The following is a 19,600-nucleotide window of genomic DNA, read 5'->3' as shown; positions in this document are numbered from 1 at the left end:
GCCTACTCATCTCCCTTTTCAACGATGACACTAACAATTGAGAACGTCTGAAAATCATCAATTGGCCGAACATAGATGGTCTGTCCGGTCTGATTGGAGAGCGCCTGCACACTGTCCACGGTGCCGATCAGCAGTCCGCTTGGATAGCCGCCGCCCTTGCCGCTTGTGACGACCTGCATTCCCTTTTTGATTTCACTGCTGTCATCAAACAGCAAAACGATATAGCAGCCGCGCTTGACATCATAGCTCTGCAAAACACCCAGAGAGCTTTTCTTTTCATCCAGCAGAATCTTAATGGATGCTGAATTCAGCTTATCTTCACTGGTCAGCAGCTTGACAACGCTGGTATGAGCGGAAACACTCTTGATCTTTCCAACCATGCCATTCGTACTTTCTACTGCCATACCGGCCTTAATGCCTTCCTTGCTGCCCTTATCAATGGTAATCTCATTGTTCCAGGTAGCCTGATCACGCAGAATAACCTTCGCCCATGTCCGTTTATATGTATCATCACTCGTTTTGATGCCCAATGCTTCCTCAAGCTCTGCATTTTTTTGTTTCTCATTGACATACTTTGCCTTGTAGGAAGGATTTTTGCTCAGCTCATAGCGCAGCCGGTCATTTTCCTCATTCACGCTCCATAGGTTTGCAAAATCACTGAACAGATTTTTTACGGTTTCTGTCGGATAATCAATCAGTGCATATTTCAGCATCGTGACTACATCATAGCCGATATTGCTTGTTACAGAGCCGCTCATACTCCTTAAAAGGATACCTATCATCACAAAGAACGCGATAACGCCTAAGATTATTTTTTGAAAACGATTCAATTTTGACATGCTCTCACCTATTTCTTCATGTTTCCCATATATTATATAGGGGAAAGAAAAATAGTTCAATGACAATCTGGTTTTTGTCAAAATCTTAAGAAAACTTTAGGAAAGTCCCGGCTGCAGCAGTCCCTTCTGTGCGAAGCTGAAATATGTATTGCGGCTGACAATAATATGATCCATCAGTGGAATCGCCGTCATGACGCCGCACTCCTCAATACTTCTGGTCAAAGAGATATCCGCCGAGGATGGCTGCGGATCACCGGACGGATGGTTGTGGACACATAGGATTTTCGCACAGCCAAGCTGCATCGCTTCCCGAAAGATTTCCCTGGGATGCACACTCGCATTGGTCAGGGTGCCGACAAACATCACGCGGCTGCTGATCAGCTGATTTTTCTGATTGAGGAACAATACGAGAAAATGCTCCTGCTGTTCAAAGCCGATCTGCTGATTGACCCATTCCAGAATATCCTGCGGATGATGGATGCCCGGTGCATGCAGCACCTCATCAAAGGCGATTCTGCGTCCCAGCTCAAATGCCGCCAGAAGAGAAATGGCTTTCGCCTCCTTGATTCCCGACAGTCCCATCAGCTCCTGCATATTCGCCTTTCCCAAATCCCCCATGGAGCTCCAGTGCCTCAGCACCTCATCTGCCAGCTCCAGTGCGGACATGGAACGCGTGCCGCTGCGTAATACCAGAGCCAGCAGCTCCCGATTGGAAAGCGCCGCTATTCCGTGCTGCAGCGCCTTTTCTCTTGGACGCTCCTCCTTGTTTAATTCCTTTACTTTCATTTTCCAATCCTTTCCAGTGCCTTGTCATATGCCTGCTCATCAATTAGTTTGACCACATCGGAATTCTCTACGGTAACATCTTTCGGAATGTAGCTGTATTTCAACGCTTTCAGCTTCTGCTGAACCTGCTGACTTTCCTTTTCATCACTGCTTACACCGCAGACGACAGCCGTCAGCTTATCCTGCTTCATCGTATAGCTTTTCAGACCTTCCTTTTCCAGCTTTTCCTGCATATCCTGCACACTCTGTGCCTTTTCATATAATCCCACCTGATTCATATACAGCGTTCGCTTATCATCATTCGCTTTTCCCAGCGTAAAGGAAAACAGCACATAATACATCAGACAGAATACCACGGAAAACAGAATACCGAACAGCATAATCAGCCGTTTATTTTCCACATGCATCACCTCACCCTAACCATATGCATCCCGCATTTGACACATACCTCATTCGACAGGAAAGGATAAAACACCTCCTTACACTATATCTATACGATTTAAAATCGGGAAACTCCTAAAAAATCCGCTAATTCATGTAAATCTTTCTATTATTTCCAATCACAGATATCAAAAAAGCAGAAAGCTGTGGTACAATTACGCATATGGAGGTACCGATATGAAAAAATGGATTGCACTGCTTGCACTGATGTGTCTTTGTACTGTATCCGGCTGTACAAAAAAAGAAACACCACGGTCCCCTGCGGAAACGACGGCAGCCTTTTTAAACGGCATTCAAAATCAGGACAGTGATGCGGTAAAAGCTTCCAGTGACTGGAAGGATTTCAATATAAAAGCATTTTCAGTCGATGACAGTGATTATATGGATTCTGTTGACAAAAAGCTGCAGAAGCAGACATATGAGAAAATGATGTATTTTGAGCATAAGGAAGGCAAGGAAACCATCCAGGACAATCAGGCAACTGTCACAGTGAAAATCAAGCAGTACGATTTCTCAAAAACTCTGAAATCCGGTATGGAGCAGGCAGAGAAGAAGGTACAGGAGCTTAGCAAAAAGGATGTCAGCGATGCGGAAACCGAAGCAGCCATCGCAACTGTTCTCTTTAAAAGTCTGCAGAAAACAGATGTCATGAAAACTACGGATGTTCAGATACAGCTGAAGAAATCAGAGGATGTCTGGATGGTGAGCAGTGATAATGCGCAGCTGGAAAAGCTGTTGAGTGCAAATCTCAATCTGCTGCAGGAGCAGTAACGGACAGAAGCCCTGAAAAGCTTCTGTTTTTTATTTGAAGCAGACCTCTTCCGGGTTGCCAAAGCCATTCGCACAAACGATAAGCGCTAATATGCAGATTAACAAATATGAAGGAATCTGCATACCGCTGTATAGATTCTCTATCAGTATGTAGATTTCGAATGCATACATAGTACAAAATGGAGGTAGTATTAAGCAGCAGAGCAGGAATCACAATACCGTATACTTAAGAACATCACTTCTCCCTGTTTGAACAGTCATCACGCATCGCTCAGGGATACGATAGAGGATACTCCTTTATGTATGAGATTACTGCCAGACGGTATTTTTTTCCTTATCAAAGCTATACTTATAATAAAACGGGCGAACAGCAGCTTTGAATAAACAAAAAAATAGGAAATTATACAATTTATTGTTGACATTTCTTTGAAAATAAGTAAAATAATAGAGGTAACCTTGGAGAGTTGGCCGAGCGGTTTAAGGCACCATCTTGGAAAGGTGGCGTAGTGAAAGCTACCGTGAGTTCGAATCTCATGCTCTCCGCCATTGATAATATACGTCCCATACGGGACGTTTTTTTTATGCTCACGCTGACTGAAAATCAGGGTAAAAGATACTTATGCAAAACACAGGCATGCTGTTATCAGAAAACAAGATAATCATATCGAATTTATGTTCCGCACAGCATACAAAAAAATGAATAACCGACACAGTAACTATAAACAAGGTATCAGGCAAAAGCACTGCTACGCTTTTTCGATAATTAAGAAGTGTCATGTAACACTCCTTTCCGAAAAAAAAGCGATTACTATCTGATGACGAATCGCTGATAACCTAATATAATTTCTTAATTTTGTATACTACATCCTTATATTGTATGACGAAACGAAATCATAGGAATGAATGTTAGGTGATGATGACTCATTAACAACGTTCCAGAGAATAGTAGCAGCCTTCCATTTGTCGTGAATCGAGCATTTCTTTGATCCTGGCAAAATCTTTTGAAAATTTATTCCATTCACAAACTGAATGATCCTATTTTGCATCATCTGAATTGTTATAATAATTTTTTAAATTATATCACTTTCCAATACCCGTAAACGATTTTCAAACTTAGACCTGATCTTCTATTTCCTGTGTGCCCTGGCGCTGTGAGTTCGGTTTATGGTTTCCTTGATCTATATACAAAATGAATTTCAGCTTGATAATCGACATCAGGAACTCTTTCTTGAATGTGAATTGCATGCTTGAAAAGAGGAAAGCAAACGGATCCCCTGCATAAGCAGTATCATACTTTTCTAAATTGTTCACCTGAATCAAATGCATAGCAGCCCTATTAAACAGCAGCATGAGCTGCCGGTATCAAAAAGATCAGTAACACATTTCCTCCGGTCTTTCCGCATAGCTGCAGGGGACGATACGTATATGCTTTGCCATGCATATTTCACGAAATGCCTCACTCAGTCTTCCGCTGCTTCCCCGCACACTGAGCACATCCCTTGCATCATCCTCCACATACATATGCTGCAGGGCAAGCAGCATCGCCAGCTTGTTATAGGTATGCTGCAGGGAATATCCCGGCTTCATCTGCATATGATGAATATTATCAAAGCCGCTCACTCCGTCAAACAAACGGGAGGTGATCAATGCATACATCATTTCATAATAGCGCCGGTATAAAAATGCCGCATTGTATTTATCCCAGAGCATCTCCTTTGACTGCGGGTCCCAGGAATATGCAATATTGTCAATAAAGCGAATACATCCCACAAAGCAATCATAGGAATAGGCCGCCTTCATCTGAGATAAAAGTATTTCATGCTGTGTAAAATAATCGGCACAGATACCAAATTTCACAGGGATTGGAAACGATTCCCTGCGCATCGCATCTATGAACGCATGATAGTCCATAATGGAACAGATATTCTGCGCCTGATACCATTCCTGCTGGCAGGGATATGTCGCCCTAACCTCTTTATATAAGGAAGCGCACTCAAGAAACATACTGGAAGGCTCCAGAATCACCAGCTGTGACAGCTTTGTTTTCTGCGCCTGCTCCACAAAAGCATCCAGCACATCCTTGTGATAATTCCCCTTTAATGTAATATGTCCATCCATACATTCCCTCCTGGTTTTTATGAAAAAACTCAGTCCGCCTGAGTTCTAATAACGAATTTTCTTAATTCTTCCAAAGCCGATGGTTCCCGGTCCGGTATGTGACATGATGACAGACTTGAAAATCCGCTGTTCAACCGGTTGTCCGCACGCCTCCTCCAATGCTGCCTTCAGTTCATCACTGACCTTTCGATTATAGGCATCAATGATCATCCAGTCATATTCCTTTGGATCGATATCCTTTAAAACAACCTCGATTCCCTCCTTGTAAGCTTTTTTCAGGGTTCGCACCTTGTCAACCAGATCAATCGCCCCATGCTCCACCTTCAGCAATGGCTGTATCTTCAATAATCCTGCCAGCGCTGCGGCAGCAGGCGAAATGCGTCCGCCGTTTTTTAATGCGGTCAGAGTTTCCGGAATCAGAATAGCAAACAGCTCACCCTCCTGCTCAATCTTTTCCTTTGCCTGTACACACGTATATCCTTTTTCAAACATATCGCGAGCGGTTAACAGCATATGAACAACCGGATAACACACGAAATCAGAATTCAAAACAAACACGCGATTTTGATACGGTGATTGTTCCGCTATCCCCATCGCAACACGGCAGGTGCCGGATAAAGCCTTTGTCAGCGGTATGTAAAATACTTCATCGTAGCTTTCCAGCAGTTCATCCCACATACGTGTCATCGTACCGATGATCGGCTGTGCCGTTTTAACACTCTTATTCTGACCAAGTGCCTCGATAATATCCTGATCGGAAATTGTTTCTTCCTCGATAAATTCTTTTCCATTTATGGTAATGGGCATCCGTAAAACATGTATCCCAAGCTTTTCAGCCTCTTCTTTGGTAATATCTGCGCTGGAATCACACATCAACGCTATTTTTTTCATGGAATCACTCCTTAAAAGGCATTATAACATTTCTACAAAAAAATTCAATAAAAGTATTTACAAAACATAATGAATAGGCTATAATATAACTCGCCTGATAAAACGTCAGGAACGCTATGGCGATTGTGGTGAAGTGGTTAACACAACGGATTGTGGCTCCGTCATTCGTGGGTTCGATTCCCATCAGTCGCCCCATAGAAAACAATCAGGAAGTCAATTGACTTCTTTTTTTTATATAGACAGTTGATTACCCCACGATAATGAAGACACAGGCAGACTATGTGAAGATAAGTGCCGGATTCGCAAATAGCTGTTAATCCATCCACAAGCGTGTATCGCAGGCAGCACATACGTAGAAATTCTTTTCACAGAAAAGATTCATACTTTTACAGAAAACGTGTTACAATAAATGTAAATAAAAGGAGGCATTTTTTATGAATACCATCAGTGAGGATATTAAGAAAATCATGCTGGCAGGCATTGGTGCCGTTGCCACTACAGCAGAAAAATCAAAGGACGTAATTGATGCTCTTGTGAAAAAAGGTGAATTAACAGTTGAACAGGGTAAAATTCTGAACGAGGAGCTGAAGCATGACCTTCGGGAAAAGCTGAGAACTCCGGCTGATACGGAAAGCATCCGCAAGGATTTGGAAAAGATCAGCAGGGACGACCTTGCAATGCTGAAGGCCCATATTGAAGAACTCGAAAAAGGCATGGAGAATGAGCAATCCGAATGAAGCGAAAACGCTGAGCAGTAAACGCCGGCTTGCTCAGATTCTGGGAATTCTGAAAAAGCATCATATCACAAAGGGAGTTGATCCGGTTAAGTTTCGGGAAATTCTGGAAGATCTGGGTCCTACCTTCGTTAAAATCGGACAGATCATGGCAAGCCGGCAGGATATGTTCAGTGAACGCTATTGCAAGGAGCTTGTCAAGCTGCGGGATAATGTCGCACCTTTGCCCTTTGCAGATGTACAGCGCGTCATAGAGGAAGAATACGGCTGTCCCATGCAGGAGGTATTCTCCAGCTTTGAGCGTATACCGCTGGGTTCCGCTTCCATTGCGCAGGTGCATAAGGCCTCTTTGCTCGATGGAAGAGAAATCGTTGTCAAGGTGCAGCGTCCTTACATCTATGAGATGATGGAACGGGATATTTCCTTGATTCGTAGAGCTGGAAAGCTGCTGCGTCTGAGTGAGGTGCTGGGGAGCGTCATCGATATCAATATCGTGATGGATGAATTCTGGTTTACCGCAAAGCAGGAAATGGATTTTCTGAATGAGGCGCGCTTTGCCATGGAATTTGCCCGGAATCATCAGTCTATCACCTATATCGGTGCGCCGCTGATTGAGCAGGCCTACACGACCAGCCGGGTGCTGGTCATGGAATACATTGACGGCATTGTCATTGACGATCGCAAAACACTGGAGGAAGGCGGCTATGACCTTCGGGAAATTGCCTCCAAGCTGGCAGAGAACTACATCAAGCAGATCGTGGACGACGGCTTTTTCCACGCTGACCCGCATCCTGGAAATCTTCGCATACGGGATGGAAAGATCATCTGGATTGATTTTGGCATGATGGGAACCTTGCAGCGCAGCGACAAGGACCTTATGAAAAAGGCAGTACAGGCCATTGGAAGCAATGATACCGAGCTGATGGTCGATGTCATCCTGACGCTGGGAGTTCACGACGGCCGGATTGATTACACGCTGTTTTATGACGATATGGAAATCTTCATGAAGAAATATATCCATATGGACCTGAATGAGATCAATCTGGGGGATGCGATTCAGGAGGTCTTTACCATTGCACACAAGCACCGTATATCCATGCCGAAAGGCATCAGCATGCTGGCAAGAGGACTCGTAACCATGGAAAGCACCATGACGCTGCTGGATCCGAAGACGAATATCATTCAGATAGCGGCAGCCCATGTCAGCGAGCATATATTCAAAAAACTGGATGCCAAAAAGGAAGCGGTAAATGCGGGAAGAAAGCTCTATGAGGCCGGAAAGCGCACACTCGATATTCCTATCCAGTTCAGTGAGCTCATGCGGATGATCACCAAGGGACGCATCAAGCTGAATCTGGAAATCATGGATTCCAGCGTACCCTTAAAAACCATCAATCACATGGTCAATAAGCTGGTTGTCGGAATCGTATCCTGCGGTCTGCTCATGGCAAGCTCCCTGATCTGTACAACCGATATGACGCCCAAGGTGCTCGGTATACCCGCCATTGGGTTTATCGGCTATATGACCGCCGTATTTTTGGGCATGTGGCTGCTGTATACCGTGTTAAAGGACAAACGCCGGTAAGCATAAAAAAGCTGTACAGGAATCGGATTTTACACAATCGTGAATACATAAAAAAAGAGAATTCCACACTATTGTATATTATCAATAGCATTCGAATTCTCTTTTTTGCAAGCACCCCGAAGTAAGAAAGAACACAGGAATTGTGACAGACTTTACTTTGATAGTATGCGACAGCTTATCGCCAAAGCTGTTTTTCAGATTTCCTTACTTTATACCAAAACTGCCTCTTTCATGACCTTTCCAATAGCGTCGTGAATAACCAGATCCGCTCTATGATCCATCGCAGTCTCCTCTTTGTTAATCAATATCAGCTTTGATCCCCGAAAATATTGAAGCAGCCCGGCTGCCGGATACACCACAAGGGAGGTTCCTCCGACAATGAGCACATCTGCCTGTGAAAGGAAAAGGATCGCCTCCTCCATGACCTGCATATCCAGACTTTCTCCATACAATACAACCTCCGGCTTCAGGATGCCGTTACAGCTCGGACACCGCGGCACCTGCTTCTTCTGCTTCAGCATTTCCTGCAGATCATACTCTGCACGGCAACGCTGGCAGCGATTGCGGTGTATGCTGCCATGAAGCTCCAAAACCTTGTGACTGCCGGCCTTCTGATGCAGACCATCAATATTCTGCGTAATAACTGCCTTTAATTTTCCCATTTCCTCCAGCTTTGCCAACGCCAGATGCGCATCGTTTGGCTGTGCCCGCTCATAGACCATTTCATGAAAATAAAAATCATAAAACTGCTCGGGATGTTCATGAAAGAACTCACTGCTGATCATCGTTTCTGCACGATACGGATAGGTCTTCTTACTGTAAATACCGCTCTGTGATCGAAAATCCGGAATATTACTTTCCGTACTGACACCCGCACCACCGAAAAAAACGATATTGTCACTCTGTGTCAGTATTTTTTTTAGTTCATCATACATATGCTTCACACCTTTCTGATCTGTACATGACTGCCTTCTCTGCTCTTCTCCACCAGAATACCGGCCGGTATATTTTCCTTCAGCAATTCAACATGGGAAATAATACCGACATAGCCGCGACTGCTGCTCATGATCTGCAATACAGCCAGTGCATCTGCTATGCTGTGCTCATCCAGCGTTCCAAAGCCCTCATCGATAAACATGGTGTCCAGCTGAATACCGCCGTTTCTTGCCTGTACAACGGCGGATAATGCCAGTGACAGCGCAAGCGAAACCAGGAATTTCTCACCGCCGCTCAGGGAAACGACACTGCGGGTATTGCAGGTATAGCTGTCATATATGGATAGTTCAAGACCATATTTTCGTGTTCTGCCACTCGCCTCATCACTGCGGAAAATCTGATAGCGTCCATTATGAACAAGCTTTAGCAGCTGATTTGCCTGCTGCGTAATGCTGCCGAGCATGATTCCCAGAACATATCGTTCAATCCCCATACCGTTATCGCCACGCATGGCTCTGACGAAATGAGCCAGCTCTACAAATGCAGGCTCTTCAACATCCAGCTCCTTCTGAATTTGCGTGATGGAGGCCTGCACCTGTAAATACATCGCTTCATGTGTCGTAATATCCGCAAGCTTTAGTTGCAGCTGCTCCACCTCCTGCATCAGCTGCTCCTGCTGTGCCAGCAATGCCTCCAGATTCTGTTCTGCAATCGCAGCACAGCGCTGTTGAAGATCCTGTATCCTTGTTTTCAGCTGTTCCTTTTTCAGCGCATATTCCTGCAGCTGCTGTTCCCGCTTTTGCAGATCCTCCTGCTTTAGCCCCTGCATTTCCTCCTCCTGAATCCTGTTCTGTGCCACTGCCTGCCAAGATATTTCTGCAGCCTGCTGTGCCTGCTGTGCCTGCTGCTCTTCCTTTTGTGCATGCTCATGATCCCGCTGCTGCTGTGCCAGGTTGATTTCCAGCTGTCGAAGCCTTGTTTCCTGCTTTACCACCAGTGCGACTGTGAGGTCGAGCTCCTGCTGCAGCTGTTGCAAACAGTCACTGAGCGCCCGCGGACTGCGCAGCTCACAGGGAATACTGTCCTGCAGTACTGTTCTCTGCTGATCGTTCAACAAAGCCTCCGTATGCAGCTCCTGCTGTTTTTGCTGCAGCTGCTGCAATGCGGCATCCTCCTCCTGCTGCTTCTGCTGTAATCGCTCCTGCTGCTGCAGAAGCTCATGAAGAACCAGGTTCAGCTGTTCAGCCTGCTGCTGTTTCTGCTGCAGTCTGGTAAATTCCGTCTGGGAAAACGGCTGCTGCAAAAGAGTCTGTATGGCTTTCTGATGCTCCTGCATGGCAGTAAGTCTCATTTGTATGGATAATCGCACATGCTCCAGCTGCTGCTGTATTCCCTGCACTGCTTCCTTTTCCTGATCCAAACGTTCCTGCAGCTGCTTTAGCTGCACAACATCCTGATACGCCGCCTTCGTTTCAGCGAGTGCGGGATGCGTCGTACTTCCACATACAGGACAGGGCTCATGCTCCTTTAATAAAGCCGCAAGCTGTACCGCACTGTTGTTCAGATAGGTACGCATCGCCTCATCATAGGCCTGCTGCAGCGGTATCAGCTGCTCTTCCCGCAGCTTTATCTGCAGAATCAGCTCTTTTTCTTCGGCTTCCTCAGCCTTCAGCATACCGGAAAGCTGGATTCTTTGCAGCTCATGGTAATCCGCCTGCCTCCATACCGCAAAGTGCTGCGCAGCATGCTCTAGTCCATCCAGTGTCAGCTGAGCTGTCTCTATTTTCTGTCGAAGCTGCTCCTTGTTGCTGTTCAGCTCGCTGCAATGCTTTTGTTTCTGCTCCACCAGCTGCTGCTGTTTATCCTGCAATTCCCGCAGAGCATTGTCTTTAACAAGCAGCTGCTGCAGCTGTTGAACCAGCGGGCGCAGCTCCTGTGCTTCATGCAGCTTCTGACGCAGATTCTGCTCCTGCCCCTTATACTCCTGCAGCTGCGTTTGCCATAGCGGGGCTGCCTGCTTCTGCTGGTTTAGAAGCTCATGCTGCTTCGCCACAGCATGCAGGTTATCGACGCGCTGTTTCCATATATTGCGGCATTGCTGCAATGTATTCCATTCCGGCAGCACCTTTATCAGCTCCTTCTGTCTTTCCAGATAAACATAGAGCTGCTTCATGTCTTCTTCCTGCTGCAGCAGTCGCTCCCAGTCCAGCTCTGCCTGCTGCAAAAGTGTCAGCTGTTCTTTTCTCAGTCGTTGCTGTGCTGCTTCCTGCTTGATTTGCTCCAGCAACTCCTGCTTCTGCTTTACCTCCTGTTCCAGTATTCTGCGCGTGCTTCCGGCATGCTTCAGCCATACTGTGATTTCTTCAGGACTCTGCATTTCTATTCCGCTCAGCAATGCCTCCCTGCGCTGCTTTTTCATATCCAGCTGTTCCCGCTTCTGCTTCATGGTATCGCTGAGAACCTGATTGATTCCGGTCCAGCGCTCCATCTGGAACAGTGTTTTCAATATTTCCTGCTTTTCTTCACTTTTGCTTGTTAAGAGCTGCTCGAATTTCCCCTGCGGCAGGATCATAACCTGTACAAACTGCGCATAACTCAAACCCAGCAGCTCCACCGCCTTTTCCTCAACATTTTTCAGCTTTGGATTTTCAAAGAAAGGTACAAATTCCCCATCGACTATTTCTCCGGCATCAATCTGCATCTGAGGAGTCAGCTCTTGATTGCGTTTCTTACGCATCGTAATCGTTCGCACAAACCGATAGGTTCGCTGATGAAGCTGAAATTGAAAATCAACGACGGTCGCATCCTGCACCTCGGCAAAACGGGAGCGCATACTATACAGATCCTCCCGTTGAGAACCGCTGCTTTTCCCATACAGCGCATAGGTCATCGCATCCAGCAGCATCGTCTTTCCGCTTCCTGTCTCCCCCTGTATGAGAAACAGATGCTGTTCGTCAAATACATGAAAATTGATGCACTGCTGTTTTACATAAGGACCAAAGGCCTGCAGCTTCAATATTTCAGGTCGCATACATTTCCTCTTTCTCCAGCTTTTGCTGTGCCTGTAAAAACAGCTGCCTCGCTGCTTCACTCAGCTCTTCCCCATAATAATCCTGAAAGAACTGCTGTACAATGTCCAAATCGGATATCGTCTCCAAATCCTGTAATCGTATCGTGATATTCGTCTGTTCCTGCTCCATGCTTTTTCCACTCAGCTGCAGAAGATTCTCATAGCCCTGTCGAAAGTAATCCAGCATTTCATAGGATACCGGCAAATCCGTGACCTCAATTTTCACATAGGCATGATCCGGCACTGTATGCTTCAGCATTCTCTCCTTTAAATCCGCATAGCTTCCCTTGCATACCTGCAGTGGATGCAGGGGCTGAATATCCCGTTTTGTTACCGTATCCGTCTGACTGTCATAAATCAGCACACCCTTGGGCTGATCAGCCTCCGAAAAGGAATACGGCAACGGTGAGCCACTGTACCAAACACGCCCACCGGCATGCTGACGGCGGTGCAGATGTCCCATGGCCACATAGGAAAACCCGTCAAATATAGCGGAGGGAACCAGCTCCGCTCCACCCACATTCGCAAATCGGTCACTCTCGCATACCTCGGCATTTGCCAGAAAGGCATGCGCCATGGCAATCGGCCGATATGCATGGTCTGCCGTAGAAAGAATATCCGTACAAATACAGCTGAAAGCCTCCGCCTGTGAATGCACGTCCTTTTGGTAGACCTTTCTTACCTGCTCCACATGGAAATACGGAATCGGGTATATCATACAGTCATCCACCCGGATTCCCTTCACCTTTTCCTTCAGACTTCCGATGATATACAGCCCCATCCCCTCCAGCAGCCTTGACAGGGATGCCAGACGGGTTGCCGAATCATGATTACCGGCAATTACAATCACCTTTTTTTTCAGCTCCATACACAGCATATACATGATATCATCATATAATTCAATCGCCTCTTTACTGACCAGGATCGTATCATACACATCTCCCGCCACCAGCACGGCATCGATGCATTCTTCCTCGATAATCGCTTTCAGCTGCTGCTTAAACCAGCGCTGATCCTCCATCAGCGTCACCTTATATAGATCCATTCCCAAATGCCAGTCTGCCGTATGTAATACTCTCATTCCTGTCCTCCTTACCTGAAAACAGGGCAGATTTATCTGCCCTACTCCGTTGCCTGTTCCACTGCTTTTCCTTTTTCTGCCAGAAAATCCTTACTGTATTGTATATCCTTAAAGGACCAGCGGACATCAAACTGCTGATAGGTGACCACTGCCTCCGGCCAGTTGATCTGATAGGTCGTTTCCGCATACACGCTGCCATCTCTGGTTTTGGTTTGTGTGCCGATATACTTAATTTCCCCGCTGACGATACTGGCATCGGTTATAAAGATGCTCGGCACATCGACAGGATGCACTTTATCATACTGATATTTCAGTGTTACCTCCGTGGCATTGCCAACCTGCCTTACGCTTTGCTCCATACTGATTACATAATTAACAAAAACCTTTGTCTTTTTTTCCACAGTCTTTCCATTTGATAAATTCAGAATCAGGCGAAGCACATTTTCTCCGGTTGCGTAATTGTATGCATCCTTTGAAATCTGATAGCTGCTGTAGTCCGATACATTGTCAACATACGTATTGTTGATGTACAATTCTACACTGTTGATTGTGGAAGAATGCTTTTCATAGCTCCAGGTGACATCGATATATCGCAAATCCTTTCGATATTCTCCTTCAAACTGCGTGATTTCCGCTGTTGTCTTTGCAGGTGCAGGCTCCGGTGTTGTCACCACCGGCTTCACCGGTTCCTGCTGCGCTTGCGTATTTACAAAGATATAGACGGATAAGGCAATGATAATCAACAGTATGACAGTCAGCAAGAAAACAAAAAAGCCGTTCTTTTTCAGATATGTCTTAATGTTTTTCATATGCCCTCCTTATGTACTCTCTATTATACTGTTTTCCATAGTAGAAAGCTACTGATTTTTGTCATATTCATGGGAAATCACATCATTTTACACAAAGAAAACACTTACAATTTCATTTCATCAGCAGGCAGAGAAAAGAAAAAGATATAGAATACCGATAAATCCAGCATCTATATCTCTCTTCTTTTATTCGTTTACCGGTACCAGTGGTACAACGATCCCGTTATATTTCTCCTCGATAAACTTCTTTACATCTTCGGTATTCAGCACCGCAATCAAATCCTTGATTTTCTCATCATCCTTGTGAGCTGTCTGTACCGCAATGATATTGGCATAGGTCTGCGCAGCCTCACTATCCTTGGATTCCGTCACCAGCACCTTGTCACTGATTTTTGCATTCAGGGCATTGTTTCCGTTAACAACTGCAAAATCAACATCCGGAAGACTTGTCGCACAGGTTTCTGCCTGCATTTCAATAATTTCCACCTTTTTATTATATGCTTTGATATCCTGCTTCGTCGCATCGACACCCTTGCCCTCTTTCAGAGTAATAATTCCGTTATCTGCCAGCAGCTTCAACGCACGTCCGCCATTGGTAGGGTCATTCGGCACGGAAATTTTCTGTCCGTCAGCAACCTCCTTTAATGATGTATGATTGTTGGAATAGATACCCAGCGGCTCAAAGTGTACCGCAAACACGCTTGTGAGTTTGTCTGAGACATTAGCCTTTTTTGCCCAGTCGACCAAATACGGCTTATGCTGGAAGAAATTCGCATCCAGCTCATCATCGACCAGTGCCTGATTCGGTTTTACATAATCTGTGAATTCTTCGATTTCAACCTTGTAGCCCTTTTTTTCCAGTGCCGGCTTCACATGCTTCAGAATTTCCGCATGCGGTGTTACACTCGCACCGATGCGAATCGTCTTGTCCTCTTTTTCACTTTTGGCATCATCGCCCTTTGCACCGCAGCCTGCCAGCAGTGCAATCGTACATAATCCAACTGCCAATGTTTTTAATTTCATGTTCTTTCCCTCAACTTTCTATATTGTTTTAATTTATGCGCCAGAGCCTGTGTATCTGCATACACACATCTGGCTCCGGATTATTTCTGTCGAATCTGTGAGCTGCACATTCGACAGATCCGGCAATTCTGCTTCAGCATGTGCTTCACAAGTGTCCCTCCCTTACCACATCAATGCGTGGTTTTACGAATCGCAAAATTTCCAATTCCCTGAATGAGTGAAGTAATCAGCAGCAGCACTGCAACACACACATAAATCACATCAAACTGGAAGGAATTATAACCATAACGGATACAGAAGTCACCAAGTCCGCCGCCGCCAACGACTCCTACCATGGCGATATAGCCAATCAGCGTGATCAGCGTGATCGTTGTTGCACGGATAATGCCCGGTACACTTTCCTTCAGATATACGCGGAATATGATTTCCAGCGGAGAACAGCCCATTGCCTGACTCGCTTCGATCAGTCCGTTATCCACCTCGGATAACGCGCTTTCAATCTGTCTGGCCACAAAGGGGATGGCACCGACTGCCAGTGGAAGCATGGCTCCCCGCAATCCGATGGTCGTTCCAACAATGGCACGGGTCATTGGTGCTATCAGAAAAATCAGTACGATAAAGGGGATGGCCCGGAAGAAATCAATCACCTTTCCAATCAGGAAATAAAGAATTGCATTCTCCAGGATACCTTCCTTTTTGGTTACGACCATAATGACACCGAACAGGGTGCCGATCAACAAGGAAATCACTCCGACGATTCCCAGCATGATGAAGGTTTCCAGAATTGCTGTCCAGAAATCCGGCAGCTTATCCATGATATTCGGTACGAATTGATTCAAAAGCTCTAGCATGATTTCATCACCTCCACGCCTACTTCATGCGCCTTCAGATAGGCAAGTGCCTGATCGATATGTGCTTCCTCCCCGCTTAGGATAACAATCAAATCACCAAGCGGTGTATTTTTGATAATTTCCACATTTCCGAAAATGATGTTGGTATCCACCAGAAACCGTCTGGATATTTCCGAAATCAGCGCCTTGCTTGTGCTGACGGAATCATAGTTCAGCTTCACCATGCGCTGTCCCTTTTCCAGTCTCGTCACACTGGCACCGGCATCGAGCATTTCCTGCACACGATGGGCATTGCTGGTTGAAGCGATGAAATTGCGCGTTACCTCTGCCTGCGGCTTTGAGAAGATGTCGATAATGCTTCCCTCCTCCACAACATATCCGTTTTCCATAACCGCCACACGGTCACAGATTTCCTTGATAACGGCCATTTCATGCGTAATCAATACGATGGTGATTCCCAGCTCCTCATTCACCCTTTTCAACAGCTTTAAAATGCTTTTGGTCGTCTGCGGATCCAGTGCGCTTGTTGCTTCATCACACAGCAGCACCTTGGGATCATTCGCCAGTGCCCGCGCAATCGCCACGCGCTGCTTTTGTCCACCGCTGAGCTGCGACGGGTAAGCATCGACCTTATCGCTGAGATCCACCAGCTCCAGCAATCTGCGAATTTTCTGATCCATCTCCGCCTTGCTTAATCCGCTTCCCTTTAATGGAAATGCGATATTCTGATAGACGGTACGGCTGCGCATCAGATTGAAATGCTGAAAAATCATACCGATCTTCTTGCGCATCGCTCTTAATTCTTTATCCTTCATTTTTGTGATATCCTGATCATCAATCACGACTGCTCCCCTGCTTGGACGCTCCAGCAGATTAATACAGCGTACCAGTGTTGATTTGCCGGCACCGCTGAAGCCGATAATTCCATAGATTTCCTTATCCTGTATCGTCAGTGTAACATCCTGCACGGCATGCACGTTCCCCGCCCTGCTGTCGAATGTCTTACTGACATGCTCTAATCTGATCATGTCCTCTTCCTCCTGTATTCTACATATAAAAAAGCCTTCATCCCATAGGACGAAAGCTGAATTTCGTGTTACCACCTAAGTTTATTCCCACCTCACAGTGGAAACCTCATCAAGTACGCTTTCCTGAAGGAAAGTTATACCCTATCGCTGTAACGGGCGAACACGTCGCAGCCTACCTTGTTCGACTGCGCGACTCCAAGACCATTTTCAGCAGTTCCTCTTTATTTCCTCTCACCAAACGGAAACTCTCTTTAAAAGCCTACGTGCTTACTCTTCTTTTCTATGTCATTGTTTATCTGCCCATTATGTTACTTTATTTTAATCAAATCGTCAAGTCTTTTTCTCTTTTTTTCTTTTTATGAAACTTTTTCCTGTAAATCAGCCGATTTTATATTTCAGCTTATAGGTCTTGCCTTCACTTTCATCATCAAAATACTCCGTATAGCTCAGCATGATTTTCTTCGCCGAGGAGGAGATGATAAACACCAGACAGCCACTGATTTCCTCCTGCGGCTTCAGGGCATATTCGTCCGACAGCTGATTGCGGATTCCGAAATTATCCTCAGCCTCAAACGGCCCCTCATTATCAAAGGTTATCATGAAGTCATCCTTATACATTGTCAGGATCTCATTGGTTATATTTCGTATCGTCACATGCAGCATAAGAAATCTGGCACCGTCATCGACGATAAAATCCTTCAGCTCCTTTTCACACAGCTCGATCCGCTGCAGCTTGCATGTAAAAAAAATGGTCTGAAATTCATTGATCATCGCCTGATTCGGACAATAATCCGATGTCAGAAGAATATTATGCTTCTGTTGTTCATGTTGAATGATTTCCATAGTTTTCACCTCTCTACCATACTATATGACAGGAGTAAGGAAAACTGTCGAATTTCCTCATGAAACAAGAATATCCGGAAAGAAGCGAATACCTTTTTTTATAACCTGTGCCAGGTATCGGTTGCCCAGCGTATGAAAGAGTGCATGGATATCCGTGTGAGCAAACAAAAGGATATCCGCCTGTGCATTTCGCTGGATATGTCCAAGCTCGCCGCGATCCAGTGCTCTTGCAGGCCATACAGTCAGTGCCTGCAGCAATGTCCATGCATCATAGACCTCCGCCATCCCCATGAGCTGTGCCGCACACAGCTGATCCTGAATCGCATAATTACCGGCTGCGCTGATACAAAAGCGGCAAAGACGCTTCTTGTTTTTTTGGAACAGGCTTGCATACGGATACATAACCGGTATGCACGCAGGGTTTGCATCCAGTATCTCAAAGCAGGGCTGTTCACGAAGGGCTGCTGCACCGCCACCCCTGCAGGCAAGTGTCAGCGTCCCGTTTCGCATATACGCCATACCCTCCTCCAGCTGTCTGCGCAGACCATCGCGTTCGGAGGCTGTACTCAGCTGCGCCTCTACCTCTATAAAGCCAGGTACTGCAATATGACCTCTGCCATCCAGAATCCGGGTATCCTTATCCGCATATTCCCGCCAGCTGCCGCAGCCGACCGCCAGAATCCGCTCATGGTGGATGGCGATAAAGGCGTGCTGAAAAACAAGCGGATGCTTGTTGACCATATCCATCGTGTAGATCTTTTCCAGATTTATGATAAGCAGCGTAGCTCGTTTCTTCACGGACATCCCTCACATTGACTTCTTTTATTATACGTCAAAAAGCGTCGAATGGGAAAAGAATTATGGTATAATTGAAACAGAAAGGGTGAGAAATATGCTGGATTGGCTGAAACATCTGTTAAAGAAAGAAGAACTGCCGCCTGCCGTACAAAAGCCTGTGATCATCACGATACACGGCTATGGCAGAAGACGCAGAAATGAATTTGATAATTTCGCTGCCTGGGGTAAACAGGACGGCTTTGATATCATACAGTTTGACATGTATGATCTGTTTGATGAACAGGATCATGACTGGATGCAATGGGTCTCCAGAGCGAAGGAGGTCGTAGATTCCTATAGAGACAGCGGTAGAGATATCTATCTTGCCGGCTTCTCGATGGGCGGTGTGATTGCTTCCTACCTGGCTGTTGTATGCCCCGTAAAGCGCCTTCTATTGCTGGCTCCCGCATTCAGCTATATGAATGTTGATATAATCACCGGTGTCCTTACAAAATCCGCATCCTCACTGATGGGAAATGAAAAGAAAGAGGAAATCCAGCTCCCGCGTGCCTTTTACGGCGCCTTTACGGAGCTGGTAAAAAACCTGAAGAAATATATCGGCTTTGTGGAGTGTCCGGTCTTTATCATTCATGGGAATGCCGATGAGGTCATTTCTGTAAAAAGCTCCCTGTGGGCCTACAATAAAATTCCACACAGCCGCAAAAAGCTGATTCTTCTACATGACGGGCATCATCGTCTGCTGATGGATCCGGAGGTCAGCTGGACATGCTATCAGAATATGAAGCTGTTTTTCGAGGGCGTACTCCTGCCGGATAACGAACCGGTGATGGCAGAGGATATCATGGGGGCCCTACTGGAGGAGAAAAAGCGCAGAGAGCGTGAAAAGCAATCACAGGAGCCGGCGTTGAACCCGCTTCGCGTGCAGACTGATGAATCGCAGCATACCGATAGCTGTCAAGCAGATGCCGGTGCGAAAATATAGCTTCCTTCATGGCT

Annotated in this window: 18 protein-coding genes, 2 tRNA genes and 1 other annotated feature; of the genes, 6 read left to right on the top strand and 14 right to left on the bottom strand. The window is 45.9% G+C overall.

Going from position 1 to position 19,600, the window contains the following annotated elements:
• Positions 1-2: 2 nt before the first annotated feature.
• The 3 genes from mreC to KSZ58_RS06310 form a co-directional block, all read right to left on the bottom strand.
• On the bottom strand, positions 3-839 hold the full coding sequence (gene mreC, locus KSZ58_RS06320; RefSeq protein ID WP_008819413.1) for a rod shape-determining protein MreC: 837 nt from the start codon (positions 837-839) through the stop codon (positions 3-5).
• A gap of 96 nt (positions 840-935) precedes the next feature.
• Positions 936-1,625: a DNA repair protein RadC gene (gene radC / locus KSZ58_RS06315; RefSeq protein ID WP_002608637.1), complete on the bottom strand. Its 690-nt coding sequence runs from the start codon at positions 1,623-1,625 to the stop codon at positions 936-938.
• Positions 1,622-2,032, bottom strand: coding sequence for an SPOR domain-containing protein (locus tag KSZ58_RS06310; RefSeq protein ID WP_002608636.1), 411 nt, complete (start codon positions 2,030-2,032; stop codon positions 1,622-1,624). Before KSZ58_RS06310 ends, radC begins: the two co-directional genes overlap by 4 nt.
• Positions 2,033-2,243: 211 nt before the next feature.
• Between KSZ58_RS06310 and KSZ58_RS06305 the strand changes: the two genes are divergently transcribed.
• Together KSZ58_RS06305 and KSZ58_RS06300 are read left to right on the top strand one after the other, a co-directional pair.
• Positions 2,244-2,837 carry a hypothetical protein gene (locus tag KSZ58_RS06305; protein WP_008819414.1) on the top strand — a complete coding sequence of 198 codons (594 nt, stop codon included), beginning with the start codon at positions 2,244-2,246 and terminating at the stop codon, positions 2,835-2,837.
• 458 nt (positions 2,838-3,295) lie between these two features.
• Positions 3,296-3,383 (top strand) — tRNA-Ser (locus tag KSZ58_RS06300).
• An 825-nt stretch (positions 3,384-4,208) separates the two neighbouring features.
• On the opposite strand, the gene KSZ58_RS06295 is transcribed toward KSZ58_RS06300, so the two are convergent.
• Both KSZ58_RS06295 and KSZ58_RS06290 read right to left on the bottom strand, forming a co-directional pair.
• A complete protein-coding gene (locus KSZ58_RS06295; protein ID WP_008819417.1) occupies positions 4,209-4,955 on the bottom strand; it encodes a hypothetical protein in 747 nt (248 codons plus the stop codon).
• A 45-nt stretch (positions 4,956-5,000) separates the two neighbouring features.
• Positions 5,001-5,846 (bottom strand): DegV family protein, encoded by an 846-nt coding sequence (locus KSZ58_RS06290; protein ID WP_008819418.1) that lies wholly within the window; start codon positions 5,844-5,846, stop codon positions 5,001-5,003.
• Between the two features lie 119 nt (positions 5,847-5,965).
• On the opposite strand from KSZ58_RS06290, the gene KSZ58_RS06285 reads away from it, so the two are divergent.
• The 3 genes from KSZ58_RS06285 to KSZ58_RS06275 all read left to right on the top strand — a co-directional run bounded on the left by KSZ58_RS06285 (position 5,966) and on the right by KSZ58_RS06275 (position 8,165).
• A tRNA-His gene (locus KSZ58_RS06285) sits at positions 5,966-6,041 on the top strand.
• Between the two features lie 239 nt (positions 6,042-6,280).
• The gene (locus tag KSZ58_RS06280) at positions 6,281-6,583 is read left to right on the top strand and encodes a phasin family protein (protein WP_008819419.1); all 303 of its coding nucleotides are present in this window, start codon (positions 6,281-6,283) and stop codon (positions 6,581-6,583) included.
• Positions 6,567-8,165 carry an AarF/ABC1/UbiB kinase family protein gene (locus KSZ58_RS06275; protein WP_008819420.1) on the top strand — a complete coding sequence of 533 codons (1,599 nt, stop codon included), beginning with the start codon at positions 6,567-6,569 and terminating at the stop codon, positions 8,163-8,165. The genes KSZ58_RS06280 and KSZ58_RS06275 overlap by 17 nt, the downstream gene beginning before the upstream one ends.
• 209 nt (positions 8,166-8,374) lie before the next feature.
• On the opposite strand, the gene KSZ58_RS06270 is transcribed toward KSZ58_RS06275, so the two are convergent.
• From KSZ58_RS06270 to KSZ58_RS06230, 9 genes are all read right to left on the bottom strand, one after another.
• The gene (locus KSZ58_RS06270) at positions 8,375-9,100 is read right to left on the bottom strand and encodes an NAD-dependent protein deacylase (protein WP_008819421.1); all 726 of its coding nucleotides are present in this window, start codon (positions 9,098-9,100) and stop codon (positions 8,375-8,377) included.
• A gap of 5 nt (positions 9,101-9,105) precedes the next feature.
• Complete coding sequence (locus tag KSZ58_RS06265; RefSeq protein WP_008819422.1) at positions 9,106-12,132, bottom strand: SbcC/MukB-like Walker B domain-containing protein; 3,027 nt, start codon at positions 12,130-12,132, stop codon at positions 9,106-9,108.
• Positions 12,122-13,252: an exonuclease SbcCD subunit D gene (locus tag KSZ58_RS06260; protein ID WP_217752637.1), complete on the bottom strand. Its 1,131-nt coding sequence runs from the start codon at positions 13,250-13,252 to the stop codon at positions 12,122-12,124. Before KSZ58_RS06260 ends, KSZ58_RS06265 begins: the two co-directional genes overlap by 11 nt.
• Positions 13,253-13,293: 41 nt before the next feature.
• Complete coding sequence (locus KSZ58_RS06255; RefSeq protein WP_002608626.1) at positions 13,294-14,061, bottom strand: hypothetical protein; 768 nt, start codon at positions 14,059-14,061, stop codon at positions 13,294-13,296.
• A 186-nt stretch (positions 14,062-14,247) separates the two neighbouring features.
• Positions 14,248-15,084, bottom strand: coding sequence for a MetQ/NlpA family ABC transporter substrate-binding protein (locus KSZ58_RS06250; RefSeq protein ID WP_008819424.1), 837 nt, complete (start codon positions 15,082-15,084; stop codon positions 14,248-14,250).
• Between the two features lie 170 nt (positions 15,085-15,254).
• Positions 15,255-15,935 carry a methionine ABC transporter permease gene (locus tag KSZ58_RS06245; RefSeq protein ID WP_008819425.1) on the bottom strand — a complete coding sequence of 227 codons (681 nt, stop codon included), beginning with the start codon at positions 15,933-15,935 and terminating at the stop codon, positions 15,255-15,257.
• Positions 15,929-16,963: a methionine ABC transporter ATP-binding protein gene (locus tag KSZ58_RS06240; protein ID WP_008819426.1), complete on the bottom strand. Its 1,035-nt coding sequence runs from the start codon at positions 16,961-16,963 to the stop codon at positions 15,929-15,931. The genes KSZ58_RS06245 and KSZ58_RS06240 overlap by 7 nt, the downstream gene beginning before the upstream one ends.
• A gap of 42 nt (positions 16,964-17,005) precedes the next feature.
• Positions 17,006-17,255, bottom strand: a binding site (T-box leader).
• An 86-nt stretch (positions 17,256-17,341) separates the two neighbouring features.
• A complete protein-coding gene (locus tag KSZ58_RS06235; RefSeq protein ID WP_008819427.1) occupies positions 17,342-17,806 on the bottom strand; it encodes a DUF4352 domain-containing protein in 465 nt (154 codons plus the stop codon).
• A 57-nt stretch (positions 17,807-17,863) separates the two neighbouring features.
• Positions 17,864-18,610 (bottom strand): imidazolonepropionase, encoded by a 747-nt coding sequence (locus KSZ58_RS06230; RefSeq protein ID WP_154410780.1) that lies wholly within the window; start codon positions 18,608-18,610, stop codon positions 17,864-17,866.
• 88 nt (positions 18,611-18,698) lie between these two features.
• On the opposite strand from KSZ58_RS06230, the gene KSZ58_RS06225 reads away from it, so the two are divergent.
• On the top strand, positions 18,699-19,586 hold the full coding sequence (locus KSZ58_RS06225; RefSeq protein ID WP_002608620.1) for an alpha/beta fold hydrolase: 888 nt from the start codon (positions 18,699-18,701) through the stop codon (positions 19,584-19,586).
• The last annotated feature ends 14 nt before the right edge of the window (positions 19,587-19,600 follow it).

The organism is Erysipelatoclostridium sp. DFI.2.3, from assembly GCF_019132535.1.
Classification (GTDB): Bacteria; Bacillota_I; Bacilli_A; order Erysipelotrichales; family Erysipelotrichaceae; genus Clostridium_AQ; species Clostridium_AQ innocuum.
Note: the sequence above shows the minus strand (reverse complement) of the source record. Positions and strands in the feature narration are given on the sequence as shown.